The sequence below is a fragment of the Corynebacterium sp. HMSC070E08 genome, assembly GCF_001808895.1.
Classification (GTDB): domain Bacteria; phylum Actinomycetota; class Actinomycetes; order Mycobacteriales; family Mycobacteriaceae; genus Corynebacterium; species Corynebacterium hiratae.
Map to the genome: position 1 here is coordinate 146191 of NZ_KV794798.1, position 15616 is coordinate 161806.

At 60.3% G+C, this 15616-nt stretch carries 8 protein-coding genes and 1 pseudogene; 2 read left to right on the top strand and 7 right to left on the bottom strand.

Annotation, left to right across the window (positions count from 1 at the left end; genetic code table 11):
* Nucleotides 1–50: 50 nt before the first annotated feature.
* The 7 genes and pseudogenes from HMPREF2526_RS12280 to HMPREF2526_RS12310 all read right to left on the bottom strand — a co-directional run bounded on the left by HMPREF2526_RS12280 (nt 51) and on the right by HMPREF2526_RS12310 (nt 11056).
* Nucleotides 51–5066, bottom strand: a pseudogene (locus HMPREF2526_RS12280) (DEAD/DEAH box helicase).
* Between the two features lie 112 nt (nt 5067–5178).
* Entirely contained in the window at nt 5179–6315 is a 1137-nt protein-coding gene (locus HMPREF2526_RS12285) for a cysteine desulfurase family protein (RefSeq protein ID WP_070547397.1), read from the bottom strand.
* A complete protein-coding gene (locus HMPREF2526_RS12290; RefSeq protein ID WP_070547398.1) occupies nt 6315–7274 on the bottom strand; it encodes an electron transfer flavoprotein subunit alpha/FixB family protein in 960 nt (319 codons plus the stop codon). The genes HMPREF2526_RS12285 and HMPREF2526_RS12290 overlap by 1 nt, the downstream gene beginning before the upstream one ends.
* Nucleotides 7275–7286: 12 nt before the next feature.
* The gene (locus tag HMPREF2526_RS12295; protein ID WP_070547399.1) at nt 7287–8087 is read right to left on the bottom strand and encodes an electron transfer flavoprotein subunit beta/FixA family protein; all 801 of its coding nucleotides are present in this window, start codon (nt 8085–8087) and stop codon (nt 7287–7289) included.
* A gap of 34 nt (nt 8088–8121) precedes the next feature.
* Nucleotides 8122–9273, bottom strand: coding sequence for a THUMP-like domain-containing protein (locus HMPREF2526_RS12300; RefSeq protein WP_070547400.1), 1152 nt, complete (start codon nt 9271–9273; stop codon nt 8122–8124).
* Nucleotides 9274–9284: 11 nt separating this feature from the next.
* Nucleotides 9285–10112, bottom strand: a complete 828-nt coding sequence (locus HMPREF2526_RS12305; RefSeq protein WP_070547401.1) for an NUDIX hydrolase — start codon at nt 10110–10112, stop codon at nt 9285–9287.
* Nucleotides 10113–10207: 95 nt separating this feature from the next.
* Nucleotides 10208–11056, bottom strand: a complete 849-nt coding sequence (locus tag HMPREF2526_RS12310) for an ABC transporter ATP-binding protein (protein WP_049154924.1) — start codon at nt 11054–11056, stop codon at nt 10208–10210.
* Nucleotides 11057–11113: 57 nt separating this feature from the next.
* Between HMPREF2526_RS12310 and HMPREF2526_RS12315 the strand changes: the two genes are divergently transcribed.
* Nucleotides 11114–13120: a maltotransferase domain-containing protein gene (locus HMPREF2526_RS12315; RefSeq protein WP_070547408.1), complete on the top strand. Its 2007-nt coding sequence runs from the start codon at nt 11114–11116 to the stop codon at nt 13118–13120.
* A gap of 975 nt (nt 13121–14095) precedes the next feature.
* A complete protein-coding gene (locus tag HMPREF2526_RS12325) occupies nt 14096–15607 on the top strand; it encodes a hypothetical protein (protein ID WP_210384424.1) in 1512 nt (503 codons plus the stop codon).
* Nucleotides 15608–15616 lie beyond the last annotated feature (9 nt).

A 15616-nucleotide genomic window follows, 5' to 3' on the forward strand; every position in this document is an offset into this window, starting at 1 on the left:
GAGCGGGATGAGCCGCAGCCACGAGTAACCGGGCGCAGCTTATTGCATCGCTATTCGGAACCCAGCCCATCCACGATTCGCACTGTCTCCATCGCCACGCGCACGACTTTCCCAATCAGGTCCACGATGTAGCGCGGGTTTCCAACCTCATCGGCCCAATCGTTAGGGTCGTTGACGATGCCAGAAGCCTTATCCTTCTTGACCTGGTAGCGGTCAATCAGCCACGCGACTGCCGAGCGCGAGCCCAGCATGTACTCGTCAGCTTCTTCCGGAATGCCAGCAATGGTCACGCGCTTGTTGTAGATCAACTTCGTCACGTCATTGACGTTCTTTCCCGTCTCCGGATCCTTGCGCTTGGCCCACTTCATCTTGAGCACGCGCCACGTCTCACGGTCTGCTTCATCGCCCTTGACCTGAATGTCTAACGGCCACGGCTCCACGGTCTCGTAGTTGACGTGAAGGTCCATCAGCTTTTGGCCAGCAGCAGCGAATTTATCAAACTCCGCACGTGAACTCGGCGTCTCAATATGCGGCAGCATCTTCTTCAAATCCGCCGCGTACTTCGTGCGGTAGACGGGGTCATGCAGCTTGCCGTAAACAAAGTGGAAGATGTCATCACCCGTGATGTCTGAACCCAGCGCATCGCGGTAGAGAGCCTTAATCTCATCAGTGATGTTGTCCACGCGCACGTAGCCGTCGACGACCTCGCCAATCGAACCGTAGACGCTGGCTTCGCCTTGCTTTACCGCGGTCCCCTCACCGAACAGCCCACCGTCGTCGGCTTCGACGGCGGCCCAGGTGAAGCGGGAGAAGTATTGGCCGGTGTAGGTAAAGAAAGACAAATCCGGCATAAGGTCCGTCGCAAGCACTGCGAAAATTGCTGCATCACGCGGAGCCATAACAACGAAGCCAATATTCCGGTGCTCCGGGGTTGGGAACATCGAAGGGAGCTGATACTGCCTATCATTTAGAGCTGGCTCGAAATAAGATTTCATCCTAGTGAATGGACGATAAAGGGATGTATAAATCCTTTCGCTCCTCACTGGAACCGGCTCGTTATTTGCCGCCAATCGCTTGAGAATTTCGGTCCATGAAATCTGTTTAGAATCCGCATACTGAGGATAAATTGTCAAGAATCTAGTGGTATCTGAAGCATTCGGATTAGTGACGGTGTTCTCTCCAAACCATGTCTGCAGAGCAGGGAGGGCTTTGGAGTAGGAATCGGTCAGTTGAGTTAACTGTGAGAGCAGCTGGCCGTCAGCTTGCGCATAGGCCCACGCATCTCGACCAGTTTTCAAACCCGCAGAAAACACGTCGAAACCTTCAGTGAACCGCCCTTTTTTTCGCCTATAACTGGCCATGCCTCAAACTCCTCCGACCGCTGATTCAGCCAGTCCCCCTCCTTGTTAGGAACAATTGACTGCCAACCCAAATTATTGATAGTTGCATTAACCACATCTTCAATCTTCTGCGCCTTGGAGGCATAGTCAGGCGAAGCTGCATAATGCAATTCAAAAGACTTCTTGTTTGCGCTCTTCACGCCGATAGCAATAGAAATACCTACACGAATATCAAATACATTTCCCCCTTCCCGCTTCGCGACATCTCCAGCAGTGCGAGAATTACCCCTCAGGTTGAATATGTAGAGGTCAGTGAAATCCTCTGCCATGGACAAACGAATACCGCCACCGGTATTTCCATCAATCCAACCATTATTCGTGACAAAAATAACTACACCCTGATCTCCAATCCTGTCAGTTGCCCAACGGAAGGCACGAAGGTAGGAATCATAAAGTGAGTTCTTATTTGTTGCGGTGGACCTAGCAGCATAAGTTTCCGAGATCCGCTCATCTAGACTTGGATACTTCTGATTCGCGTTGAGGTCATTGGCGGATTTTTGACCAACTGAGTACGGCGGATTACCAATCACCACGTTGATGGGTGCTTTCTTCTGACGCTCGATGGTCTCATTGTTCTCGCGGAAGATGTTGAGGTCTGGGATGTCACCTTCTTCGTGGATTTGGAAGGTATCGGCCAGCGCGATGTTGGTGAAAGGCACGTACTCGGGTGCAGGTTCGCCGTTGCGCAGGGCTGCCTCTTCGCGCAGAGCGTTGTAGGTGGTCTCAATGTTCACCGCGGAGACGTAGTAGGCCAGCAGCATGATTTCCGTGGCGAAGAGCTCGTTGGCGTACTTGCGGGCGAGGTCTTCCGGTTTGATAAGACCGGATTGCAGGAGGCGAACAGTGAAAGTAGAGGTTCCCGCGAAGGGGTCGAGGATGCACACTCCCTCATCGGTCAATCCCTTGCCAAAGTGCTTCTTGGATACATCGTCGGCAGCACGCAGGATGAAATCGACAATCTCGACTGGGGTGTAAACGATGCCGAGAGCCTCGGATTGCTTCTTGAAGGCCTTGCGGAAGAAACGCTCGTAAAGCTCCTTGATGACCTGCTGCTTGCCTGAAGCGGAATTCACCTCAGAAGCACGGACGCGGACGGACTCGTAGAACTTTTCCAGGGACTCGGTTTCGGTATCGAGGTTCGCTTTAGAGAGGGCCTTGACCATCTTCTCCATGACTTGGGCCACGGGGTTGTGGGTGATGAAGTCATGGTTCTCAAAGAGTGCATTGAAGACCGGTGCCGTAATCAGATGCTGCGAGAGCATCGAGATGGCATCTTCTTCGCTGATGCCATCATTGAGGTTATTGCGCAGGCCCTCAACGAAGCTGTCGAACTCGGTGCGGAGGGAGCCATCGGCGCCGTCGAGAAGCGCTTTAATACGGGTGATTTGGTTCTCCGCGATGGTAGCGACGTCGTCAGCCCAGTCTTCCCAATAGGTGCGGGTGCCGACTTTGTCCACCAGCTTGGTGTAGATGGCTTCTTGCCACTGTTCCAGCGGAAACAGTGCCATCTGTTTAGCGAGATCCCCGCGTCGCTCTGCTTCGTCAATATCGCCGCCACCGATATTCGCGTCGCTGCTATTGAGCTTCTCCCGAGGGTCTTCTTCCTTCTTGGCATCGTTTGGATCGTCAGGAATCGGATTGACAGGGATTGGGATGATCGGAAGATCATCGGGTTTACCGTTAAGCGCAATCGAGTTAATCTTCGCGTTGAAGCGATCATCGTGGGCGCGCAGCGCGTTGAGGACCTGCCAGACCACCTTGAAGCGCTGATTGTCGTTGAGTGCTTCTGCTGGGGAGACGTTGCTGGCAACGGCCACGGGCAGGATGATGTAGCCGTAATCCTTGCCTTCGGACTTGCGCATGACACGGCCGACGGACTGGACCACGTCCACCATGGAGTTGCGGGGGTTGAAGAAGATGACGGCGTCCAGCGCCGGAACGTCTACGCCCTCAGAAAGACAGCGCGCATTGGTGAGCATGCGCGACTGTTGCCCCCCCTGAAGGAGCCTCCAGCCAGGAAAGCTTGGTGCCGCGCTCCATGGCGTTCATGCTGCCATCAACGTGCTGGGCGGCGACGTTTAGGTCGACGTTGGTGAGGGAGACGTCGTTAAGCACTGCTTTTTCTTTGAGCAGTTCCTGGTGGGTGCCAATGAGTGAGGGGTAGGTCTCCGCAATGAGTTGGGAGGTCTTGATGTCCTTGGCAAAAGCCACGGCGCGCTGCATGGGCTGGGCGTCTTCCTCAAAGCCGCCCTTCTTGCCCTGCAAATCGCCGGAGCGCTTGGCCAGGCCGTTCCAGGCGCCAATCATGGCAGACGCTAGAGAAAGGTTGACCTGGTTGTTCTCACTGTGGGCCATAGCTTGGGCAGCCACGGATTCATCCACGGTCATGACAAGCACCTTGTAGTCCGTGAGTAGGCCCTTGTCCACGGCTTCACCGAAGCCGAGGCGGTAGAACTCCGGGCCGTAGATGGCTTCATCATCCATGGAGGCCAGCTCCGCGGAGTGCTCTTCGGCCTTGCCCTTGACGGCTTCGTCATAAAGGCGTGGGGTGGCTGTCATGTAGAGGCGCTTGGCTGCCTTGATGTAGTCGGCATCGTGGACGCGGACGAAGTTGCTGGCATCCTCCCCGGCCAAGGTGATGCCGGTGGTGCGGTGGGCTTCATCGCAGATGACGAGGTCGAAATCATCGAGGCCTACCTGCTGGGCATCGTGCACCGCCTGGATGGACTGGTAAGTGGAGAAGACGATGTTGAGGCCCTTGGCGCGCTTGCCGGATTCAAAGCGCGTGGTGATGTCCTTGCCTTCGGTAGAAACTGGGACTTCAAGGTCGTAGACGGCGATGTCTTCGGCCTTCTTGGAAACCTTGCTATCGGAGCACACCGCGAAGGCGCGCATGTCGAGGCGGCCCTGGGCGGTCCACTCCTTCAGAGTTTGGGAGAGCAAGGAGATGGACGGCACGAGGAAGAGGATGCGGGCCTTGCCGCCGTTGTCCTCAGCGACGCGCTCCGCGAGGCGCAGGGCGGTAAAAGTTTTGCCGGTACCGCACGCCATGATGAGCTTGCCGCGGTCATGGGTCTTGAAGCCTTCAATGGCTTTGTCGATCGCCGCCTGCTGGTGCGGGCGGGGCTCAAAAGTTTCACGTTGGGAGAGATTGATCTGGATGGTCTTATCGCGCACCTCCGAGCCGGGGAAGGCCACGTCCCAGTTGATGGGTGACTCCGCAATCGCGGAGATGCCAATGCGGCTGGTTGGAATGATCTGGTTGGCCAGGGCGTCCTCCGCGTGCGAGGACCAGTGATCCGTGGTGGAGATAATCAGGCGGCTGCCAAAGTGCTGGCGGCCTTCTTCCGTTTCGAAGGAATGCCCAGAAGCCTCGAAGAAGGAATCCAGGTGGGACTTCTGGATGCGCGCCTTGGAGTCATAAAACTTGCACTGAATGGCGGTCCACGTGCCGTCATCCACGCGGCGGGCTACCAGGTCAATGCCGGTATCCGCCTTACCACCGTTGTAGCGCCAATCCGTCCAGCGGCAGACCTCATCGAATTGGTTCTTCAAGGTCGGGTCGGTCTTGAAATAGTTGACCATCAGCTTCTCAAAGGCAATTCCATATTTAGCCTTTGGTTGGTTTTCACGCAGCTGTTCTAGGACCTCAGAGAACTTCGACATGACAACATTGTGCCTGATGGGCTATCGGCTCCGTGGCACAACACCGAAGATTGCGAAACGCGTTTGCTCGCCTTTGTCTTTGGGCGTCGGTACTGGCCGGGAGCTGTTGTGTTTACACCGACCGCGCGCGGCGGATAATTTCCGGTAATTCGTTGATAACGACGTCGATGTCGTCTTCAGTGGTCATTCGTCCCAGACTGAAGCGCAGGCTGCCGCGGCCGTGTTCTTCGTCAACGCCCATGGCTTCGAGCACGTGGGACATGCGGTTAACGCCCGCGTGGCAGGCAGAGCCGGCGGAGGCTTCGATGCCGGCGGCGTCGAGAAGCATGATGAGGCTGTCGCCATCCGTACCCGGGAAGGACACGTGCAGGTGGGAAGCCAAGGTGGGCTCGGCAGAGTTGATGATGACGTTGTCGATGCTGGATTCGATGCCGGCCTTGAGCTTGTCGCGAAGTGCAGTCAGGCGGATTTCCTCCTGCTCCATTTCCGCGACAGACTCGCGCAGGGCCGCAGCGAGGGCGCTCGCGCTAGCGACGTCGACGGTGCCGGGCCGGATGCCGCGCTCTTGACCGCCGCCGAAGGCGATGGGTTGAGGGGCGGGGGTACGGCGTGCAAGCAGCAGGCCGATGCCGCGCGGGCCGCCGAACTTGTGGGCGCTGGCCGCCAATGTGGTGGCACCCAGCTCGTGGAAGTTGATGGGTAGCTTGCCGGCAACCTGCACGGCGTCGATATGCACAGGGGTGTTCTGCGCGGCGGCGCGCTGGGTAATGTCCGCGACCGGCTGGATGGCGCCGGTCTCGTTGTTGGCCCACATGCAGGTGGCCACCGCGGCCGGTGTATCCAAGGCGCTTAAGTCGCTGACGTGGCCGGTGGAATCAACCGGAAGCAGGTCAACGGTCGCGCCGTGCTCAGCGTGGAGCTTCTCCACGGTTTCGAGTACGGCAGGGTGCTCGATGGGGGTCGAGATGATTCGCTTCTCCGCCTCCGGTTCTGCGCTTTGCGCAGCACGGAAAAGGCCCTGGAGGGCGATGTTGTCCGCCTCCGTGCCGGAGGAGGTGAAGATGACCTCGATGGGTTCGCAGCCGAGCAGCTCGGCGACGGTCTCGCGGGCGTCGTCCAGCACGGAGCGTGCCTTGCGCCCGGAGGCATAGGACGCGCCCGGGTTGAGGGAGCTGGCTGCCTTCGTCCACGCGTCGATGGCGCACTGGCGCATGGGCTGGGTGGCTGCGTAATCGAGGTAAAGCGGCATTAGTTGCCTGCCTCCTTGCGCTTGGTCAGCTCCGCGGCAAGTGCCGGGGCGATCTCGTGGAGGTCACCCACCACGCCGAGATCGGCGATCTGGAAGAAGGGCTCGTCCTGGTCCTGATTGACCACGACGATGGTCTCCGAGGTCTGCATGCCGGAGGTGTGCTGAATAGCACCGGAAATACCCAGGCCGATGTAGAGCTTCGGGGACACGGTCGCGCCGGTCTGACCAATCTGGTGGGCGGGGTCGTAGAAACCTTCGTCCACGGCGTCGCGGGTGGCGCCGACGGCGCCACCGAGGACGTCGGCAAGCGGCTCCACCACGTCGGCGAACTTATCGCCCACGCCGCGGCCACCGGCGACGACGACCTTCGCGGAGGTCAGCTCCGGACGGGCGGTCTTCTCTGCCGGAGTGAAGGAGGTGACGGTGACGTCCTTCACGGTGGCGGCGGGCAGCTCGAAGGGAGCGGGTGCCGCGGTGACCGGCTGGGGTTCGGCAGCCACGGAGCCAGGGCGCAGAGTGTAAACCACGGAACCAGTGGCCGTGGAGGAGGTCTCGTAGGAGCCGCCGAAGATGGTGTGGTGCGCGGAGCCATCAGCATTGATGCCGTCGACGTTGACCAGGGCGCCCGAGCCCAGGCGGGCGGCGAGGCGGCCGGCGATCTCGTTGTTAGTCGGAGTCGCAGCCAGCACGATGGGCGCCGGGTTATTGGCGGCCAGGGCGTGGAGGGCGTCGACCTCCGGGGTGACGATGCGCTGCTCGTAGTCAGCGGCGGTGGCCTGAACTACCTGGGCGGCGCCCAAGTTGCCCAATTCGGTGTCGAAAGAAGCGGCAGTAGCGGCATCCTTGGCCACGACGACGGCGGAGACGGTGCCGAGCGCGCGGGCGGCGGTGATGAGCTCGCCGGTAACGGGGCTCAGCTGCTCTGCTTCGTGCTCAACTAGGACATAAACGTGAGACATATCTTTTCTCCTTTAACCCTCGATGAGATTCTTGGCGGCCAGGAACTCCACGACCTTGGCGGCAGCCACGGCCGGATCTGGGTCGGTGATGACCTCACCGGCAGTACGGGCCGGGCGCTGCGCGGAGGCAGTCACCGTGGTGGTGGACGGCACACCGTCGATGCCGAGGTCCGCCACGGCGAGGGTGGTGACCTCGGCCTTCTTGGCTGCCATCAGGCCCTTGAAGTTGGGGAAACGCGGCTTATCGGCCTTGTCGGTAAAGGACAGGATGGCCGGAAGGTTGGCGCTAAGCTCCCAGTGGCCGTGGACATCCTCGCGGGTACCGGTAGCGGTGGCACCGGCCAAGGAGGCGGCCTTGAGCTCCGTGAGCGCGGGCAGCTGGCGGTACTCAGCCAGAAGGCCAGCAACAAGCCCGGTGGAGGCATCCGAGGAGTTGTTGCCCAGGGTGATGACCTGGACCTCACCGAACTTTTCTGCCACCTTGTTGATGGCGGCGTTGAGAACCCAGGCGGTAGCCAGGGCGTCGGCGCCGGCGAGGGCGTCGTCGACAACGTGCACGGCGTGGTCCGCGCCCATGGCCAGGGCCTTGCGCAGAGCCTCATCGGCAGCGGCCGGGCCCATGGTAAGCGCCACGACCTCATAGCCGGCGTCGGCGTTATCGTCGCGCAAGCGCAGTGCCTGCTCGACGGAGTACTCGTTGACCTCATCGATGACGTTATCCACCGAGGTACGGTCCAGTGTGTGGTCCGCCTCGAGGGTCTTGGTTGACCACGTATCCGGTACGTGCTTGACCAGAGCCACAATGACTGGCATGTGGGCACTTCCCCTTCCGTAAATTTTGAAACTATTAGGGTGCGTAATTACCTTCGGTCGATACTACTCGCGGTCCGCACAACACCGCGACTCCCTTCGCACCGATGCGCGTGACCACGAGGGTCTTGGCCGTGGAGCCTTTCAGTTTGAGCTTCTTGCGCAGCTGGTCCGGGTTCACGTCTTGCCCGCGTACCAGGATTTCCAGCGAGCCGACGTCGTGGGCCGCCATGGCCTCCTTGATCTTCTTCATGGGGACCATCTCGATGAATTCAAATCCGGACGTGCCGTGAGGCAGGCGGTCACCGGTGAGGTAGGCAATGCGCGGGTCCAGTTGGTGCAGGCCTTCCCGCGCGGCGTAGTGGCGCACCAGCCCGGCGCGCACGATGGCGCCGTCGGGGTCGATGAGGAAGCGGCCGATGGGGCCGGCCTCAGGTAGCTCGTGCTCTGGGACGTCGTCGTCGATGACGTCCGTGTGGATTCCATCTGGCGTGGTGTTGAGGACCACTGCCCTCTTCCCTGTTCCTAGGCCCGGGGTGTACAGGCAGGCTTCCTTCACCCCTCCGTCGAGGCTGACCACGCAGGCTAGGCCTTCCCATTCGGAGTGGTCGATGCCGGGTGCGCATTTGATGGCCATCTCGCCGTGGGTGGCCAGCAGATCTGTTGGCGGGGGCAGGAGCTGGTCCAGGCGGGTAATGCGGTTGCCGCCTCGGCGCCGGGCGGGGTCGGCGATGCAGACTTCGGCGGTGGTCGTGGTGGTCAGAGCATCAGCGCGAAAGACTGGGTGCTCAATGTTGTGCTGCGCCATGGCTACGCGCGAGGCGTCCAGGTCGCTGCCCACGTAAGCGCCGGGGCGATAGGCCTGCCCTTCGGTACCGATGGAGCAGGTGAGGTCGTGGACCATGTCGACGTTGCATGCCTCAAGGAACTGCGCGCGATAAGCCGCCACTGCGGGTGGAGTGGCTTGTTGGGCGGAGTCGTGGTCCATGAGCCAGTCCTGTGGCAGCTTTCCGGAGCTGCGGGCTTGGATGAGTTCGGCCACGGCGCGGCCATAGTCGCCGAACTGTGCCTGCAGCTTGGCGACGTCCCTCAGGTGCGCCTTCTTGGTGCCCTCCAGGTCTGTTGCGGCGGCGTCGATCGCGGCAGCGTTCTCACGCAGGAAGGCAACTTCGTCCAGGGTGTAGCTCATGGTGCGCTTTTCTAGATGCGGTCGACGGGGAAAGTGGTGAAGTATTCGCGGTAGCGCTCGTCATCGCGCGGGTCGCCGATAATTGGGCGTAAGTCGGAGAAGGAAGCATCATCTAAGACCTCCTTGACCGTGGCATAAGAGGTCAAACGCTTAAGCTGTGCCCACGTCGGGATGGCTAGGCGGACCAGCCCGGCGCGCCAGCCATCCAAGACCAGTTGCGGGTCGAACCAGCCGGCGTCATCGGCTTCGCCCGTATCCCCATCGGGTTCTTGGCCCTCGGGCAGTACACCGATGAAGAAGAAGGTATCGAACCAGTGGTTGTTATCTTCGCCGGCCCAGCGGGACCAAGGCAGCAGCATGTCGGCGTCGACACGCATGCCGTTGTGCTCAAGGAACTCGGTGAAGGAAATCTCGTGGGTTTCTAGCAGCTCGCGCTCGCGGTGATAGCGAGAGGCGTCGGAGACCAAGCCGTCCTCGCGGATGGCTAACAGCGTGCCGGCCTCCTCGAAAAGCTCCCGGGCGGCGGCGAAGACGAGGGCGTGTGCCTTGTACTTGGTCACGCCCATGCGGCGTGCCATGGACACCACTGAGCGGCCTGCCCACAGTTCGCCAGAGTCCCAGGTTCGGGGCGGGAAGTCACGCGGGTCTACCCCGCCGCCGGGAAAAACGACGTGGCCGGGGTAGTTGCGCATGGTGCGCACGCGTTCTTGGATCCACACGCGCAGCCCCTCGGCCGTATCGCGCAACAAGAGGACAGTAGCGGCCAGACGTGCCCCGTTAAAGCCCGTTGTTTCGCCAGGGTCGATGGCGTCAAGGCTGTCGTGGATGGACTGACTCATGCAACTTTCCGTGTCTGCAGGCTGGGGGCAGAATTCGAGAGGTATACGTCGAGGGTGTGTACTGAGATTTTGTACTGAGAGTTATGCACTAGGGGTTAGCGGACTCGTCGGGCGAAGTACCTCTCCCCGATGCGATCCACCTGGATGGGTTGGTGGAAGGCCTTGGAAAGGTTTTCCGACGTCAGGACAGAGTTAATGAGTCCTTTGGCCACGACCTTACCCTCATCCAGGAGCATCGCATGGGTAAATCCGTAAGGGATTTCCTCCACGTGGTGGGTAATCATGACAATCGCCGGGGCATCCGCATCCAGTGCCAAGTCACCGAGGTAGCCCACGAGGTCCTCACGGCCGCCCAAGTCCATGCCCGCGGAGGGCTCATCCAGGATGAGCAGCTCCGGGTTGGCCATGAGCGCGCGGGCGAGGATTACGCGCTTCTTTTCTCCCTCGGAGAGGGTGCCCCAGGTCCGCTCTGCAAGGTGTGCGGCGCCGACTTGTTCCAAGATCTCGTCGGCACGGGAAAAGTCCATGTCTTGGTAGTCCTCACGCCAGCGGCCGAGGACCGCATAGCCAGCAGACACAACGAGATCATCCACGCGCTCGTTGTCCGGGATGCGGTGCTGGACGGCAGCGGAAGAGATGCCAATGGCGGCGCGCAGATCGCGCATATCCGTTTTGCCCAGGCGCTCGCCCATGAGGAAAGCCACGCCAGCGGACGGGAATTCTTCGGCGGCGGCCATGCGCACCAGGGAGGTCTTGCCCGCGCCGTTGGGGCCGATGATGACCCAACGCTCATCGAGCTCCACCTGCCAGTCGACGGGCCCGACCAGCGTGCGCCCGCCGCGTCGTAGCTCGACGCCGCGGAAGTCAATCAACCAATCCTCGTCGGTTTCCATCAGTTCAGGGTCTTGCTGGCTCAATTGCTCTGGAGTGTTCACAGGCACCATTGTGGCCGATATCTTCCTTCCCCGGTGAAACTGACACAGCTGCATTATTCTATGGGCATGACTCAACGCCTTGGTATCGACGATGTCCGCCCCTCCCTCTCCGGTAATGCCGCCTCGAAGGCCGTAGTCGGAGAGGTTGTTCCTGTCACCGCGCTGGTGTGGCGTGAGGGCCACGATGCCGTCGCCGCGACGCTGTCGGTGTGGAACACCGAATCTCCGTCCACCTCCGCCGTGACCATGACGGTGGACCCGGAAGACCAGGACCGAGTCCACGGGGTGTTTACTCCGGCGACTCCCGGGCGTTGGTTCTTCCGCATCGATGCCTGGTCGGATCCGATGTCCACGTGGCGCAACGCGGTGGTCAAGAAGATGGAGGCGGGGCAATCGGCGCGAGAACTCAGCAACGATCTGTTGCACGGCGCCGAGCTCTTCGAGGAGGCGGCCATCCAGTGCCCGAGCGATAAGGCGGAGCTGCTCTTTAAGGCGTCGAAGGAGCTCAAGGATGACACGGTGGACGTCGACAAGCGCGTGCGCACCGCGCTCTCCGAGGAGGTCGCCGAGATCCTCCACCACCACCCGCTGCGCCACCTGCTGGTCGAAGGTGACATCCACGAGGTCCTGGTAGAGCGCCGCGATGCCCTCTACAACTCCTGGTACGAGCTCTTCCCGCGCTCGACCGGCGGGTGGGATGACGAGGGTAACCCCGTGCACGGCACGTTTAAGACCACAGCGCAGGCCCTCGAGCGCGTGGCTGCCATGGGGTTCGACACCGTCTACTTCCCACCCATCCACCCCATCGGCAAGGTGCACCGCAAGGGCCGCAACAACTCGGTGGTGGCTGAGCCTGGTGATGTGGGCTCGCCCTGGGCCATTCAGGACCACTCCACCACGCACCCGGAGCTGGGCACCATGGAGGACTTCAAGGAACTGGTCAAGAAGGCCGCCGACTTGGGCCTGGAGGTAGCACTGGACCTAGCGCTGCAGGCCTCCCCGGACCACCCGTGGGCCAAGACCAACCCGGAATTTTTCACGGTGTTGGCCGATGGCACTATCGCCTACGCGGAGAACCCGCCGAAGAAGTACCAGGACATCTATCCGCTCAATTTCGATAACGACCCAGACGCCATTTACGCGGAGATCTACCGCATCGTCATGATTTGGGTGGAGGCTGGTGTCACCACCTTCCGCGTGGATAACCCGCACACCAAGCCGACCAACTTTTGGAACTGGCTGATCTCCAAGGTGCACATCACCCACCCGGAGGTCATCTTCCTCTCCGAGGCCTTCACCCGCGCCCCGCGTCTGTTCGGTCTGGCCAAGGCAGGATTTACGCAGTCTTATACCTACTTCACGTGGCAGACCTCCAAGCACGAGCTCACCGAGTTCGCACAGATGCACGTGGAGCAGGCCGATATCTGCCGCCCCAACCTCTTTGTCAATACCCCGGATATCCTCCACGAATCCCTGCAGACCGGCGGGCGCGCCATGTTCGCCATCCGCGCTACTTTGGCCGCTACTCTGTCCCCGCTGTGGGGCGTGTACTCCGGCTTCGAGCTCTACGAGCACCAAGCAGTCAAGCCGGGCAGCGAGGAATACCTCGATTCGGAGAAGTACGAGCTGCGCCCGCGTGACTTCCAGGCCGCAGTCAAGTCTGGTGACTCCCTGGAATCCTATATCCGCCTGCTCAACCTCATCCGCCGCGAGAACCCGGCCCTCCAGCAACTGCGCACGCTGCGCTTCCACAACACCGATAACGAGGCCATCATTGCCTACTCCAAGGCTGATCCCACCACCGGCAACGTGGTGCTCGTGGTGGTCAACCTGGATCCGCGCAATGCACAGGAGGCCACAGTCTTCCTGGATCTTGCCGCCGTGGGCCGCCACCCGGGCGATCACTTCACGGTGCAGGACACCATCAGTGGAGCTGCCTACGAGTGGTCCGACCGTAACTTCGTGCGCCTGGAACCGCTGCGTGACGTCGCCCACATCTTCATCCTCCCGCCGGCCCACCATGACCTGCAGGAACGCATAGCGTGGCGCCGGGTGAACGACTACCGCGCCTAAGCTTTAAAGCCGCTGAAACCCCGCGCTGAACCCGTACCCCCTTCATAGGTAGTGGCGGGGTTTTGTCGTGCCCAGAGCCACTGCCGTGGCCATGCTGCAAGGCTGCAGCAACGCGAAAACAGTCCGGCTACGGCGGATATTCCGAAGGATATTTTGGCAACCGGTTACGAACCGGTTACACGCAAAAACAATCGGTTCATAACCGATTTTTTACCGTCTGAGCTGCAGCGATGACGGATTTGATGTGTCAGAGCTGATTTTCAGCGCTGACACCGTAAACACTGTATAAGGGGGTGCGACGCCAGGACTTTTTCTAAAAGTCCTATTTTCACTGTGTGAGCAGGGAAAATGCACCGCTTACATACCGGCGTCGATTTTCGCGCCGAAAATGCGCACCGCTTCATAACCGGTACATTTTTAATGTGACGGTTATGTCGGGCTTCGTCAGAAGCCTCTGGCAGGGTCGAACGGGGCGAATAGCGCCGTGAAGACGCTGCCCTGCTACGGGACCAAGGAGATCGCCACAGCGTATCTTCGCAGGTCACGTAGCCTTTTCACACAAGGCGAAGCGTGGCAGAACCGACCGAGTAGGGAGGTTTTGACCGCTTCGCTATTGCCCGCTGCAGGCGCCCCCGTGAGACCTCAGTTATCCGAGCTTGCGAGGGGGTTAGACTGAGGTCTTTAGGGGGCTAAAGAACTTCAATTTTCTGGGGTAGAATCGTTTGGGACGGCGTAGCTAAGGGACCCGAACGATTCTTAGGGGACCCAGGAAATTGAAGTTCGTCATGTGTGCGCGTACATGGAGGGGCGTTAGCAGAGGCTCCGTGTACGCGCACACATCTACAGGAGGTACACGATATGTCGGAGACATCTACAGCGCAGAAGGGACGCGCAGCGTTCAATCTGCGTCATCTCCGCCGTGATAATTGCGGCGGAGACACGCGGGGAGACCGTAAGCGTCTCCTCCGCGAATGCATGAGGGAACTCGATCAGAGAGACCTCATGCACCAGGCCGCGATGAATAGCAACATCGTCGTCGCGGACGCTCATCTGAACGTACCGTTTGTCAACAACGGCAACGGTACGTTCAGGCGTGCAACGTCTGTAGAGGAAGTCCTTGAGTACCAGGACGCCCGTATGGACGGAGTGCGCGTACAGAAGAACAGTTTCGAAACGTCATTGTTCGTCGTACATCTGCCGAAGTCGATGTGTGTAGAGGTCCCCGACTTCTACACCAGCACTGTGGACGGCCGTGAGGTGAAGCGCGCACGGCTTGTCGCACGGGACTACGACGAAGCGAAGGAGTACCTCGAAGAGTCGATGCGCTGGCTCGCCGAGAACTTCATCCCCGGCGGCATCGATGCCGTAGCCGGTGGGGATATGAACTTCGACGAATCAACGCCACACATCCAGTTCCAGGCTGATACGTTCTCGCCGAAGCCGGATGATCCCGACAAGCTCCGCTGCCGGCCCGGCATCGCGTACAACACTGATGAGTCGGTGCGGTACATATCTGGCCCGAAGAAGGGCAAACAGATTAGTGGGAACCAGAAGTTCATCGACGCACAGCGCGGACTCCGCGAGCACATGTACGCGCTTGGCTACCCGGTGGAGCTGGATGTGTCTGAACGGCACGATGAGTCACTCAGTCCTGACCGCTATGCGGAGCAGCAGGACCGGGAGCGTGACCTCGCGAACCGCGAGGACGAGGTGGAAGTCAAGAAGCGCTCCGTACAGCGAGACATGGACGCGATTGACCGTGACCGCGAGCAAGCAGCAAGAGAACTGGAGCAGGCGCAGCAGGCCCGTGAAGAAGCCCAGCGTGTACAGGAGGGTGCTGAACAGCAGGCTCGCGAGGTTGCAGAGCGTGTGCTCAAAGAAGCACGCGAGAAGGCTGAGCAGGACGCCGAGCAGATCCGTAGCGATGCACACAAGGGTGCCGAGAAAGAGGCTGAGCAGACGGTAGGGCTGGCCGAAGCTCAAGCAGATGAGCTGCTGGACCGTGCCAAGGAGGCCGAGAGCGCTGCAGAAGCGAAGCTCAAGCGTGCGGAACAGGACGCAGAGAGCATCCGTACCTCAGCACGCAAGGAAGCCGAGCGGGACGCAGAGAGCATCCGCACCGAGGCCACGCAGGACGCTAAAAACACTCGTAGCGAAGCACAACGTGATGCTGTGGCCATCCGCAGCGAGGCCACGCGTGAGCGTGAGCAGGTTACTAGCGAACGTGCAGCGCTGGACCGGGAACGTGAAGCCTTTGATGTGGAGAAACGTGCGTTCACCGAGAGTCTCGAAGCGCGCCGCGCAGCCGCTGAGGAGGAAGCAAAAATCATCATTGAGGAGGCAGTCGAGTCCCTGCAGGATATTTCCAACGTAGATCAGGATTTCTTGCAGGTCGAACTTGATCGTGACCCGGAGATGAAGCAGCGGTATCGCGAGACGGTCATCGACCGTACTCGGCGGGAAAGGGGCCTGACCCCCGGAAAGTAGACACGTCGG

Coding starts and splice junctions, on each gene's coding strand:
- HMPREF2526_RS12285 (WP_070547397.1), bottom strand. CDS start 6,315: ATGCCGCTTTACCTCGATTACGCAGCCACCCAGCCCATGCGCCAGTGC.
- HMPREF2526_RS12290 (WP_070547398.1), bottom strand. CDS start 7,274: ATGTCTCACGTTTATGTCCTAGTTGAGCACGAAGCAGAGCAGCTGAGC.
- HMPREF2526_RS12295 (WP_070547399.1), bottom strand. CDS start 8,087: ATGCCAGTCATTGTGGCTCTGGTCAAGCACGTACCGGATACGTGGTCA.
- HMPREF2526_RS12300 (WP_070547400.1), bottom strand. CDS start 9,273: ATGAGCTACACCCTGGACGAAGTTGCCTTCCTGCGTGAGAACGCTGCC.
- HMPREF2526_RS12305 (WP_070547401.1), bottom strand. CDS start 10,112: ATGAGTCAGTCCATCCACGACAGCCTTGACGCCATCGACCCTGGCGAA.
- HMPREF2526_RS12310 (WP_049154924.1), bottom strand. CDS start 11,056: ATGGTGCCTGTGAACACTCCAGAGCAATTGAGCCAGCAAGACCCTGAA.
- HMPREF2526_RS12315 (WP_070547408.1), top strand. CDS start 11,114: ATGACTCAACGCCTTGGTATCGACGATGTCCGCCCCTCCCTCTCCGGT.
- HMPREF2526_RS12325 (WP_210384424.1), top strand. CDS start 14,096: ATGAGGGAACTCGATCAGAGAGACCTCATGCACCAGGCCGCGATGAAT.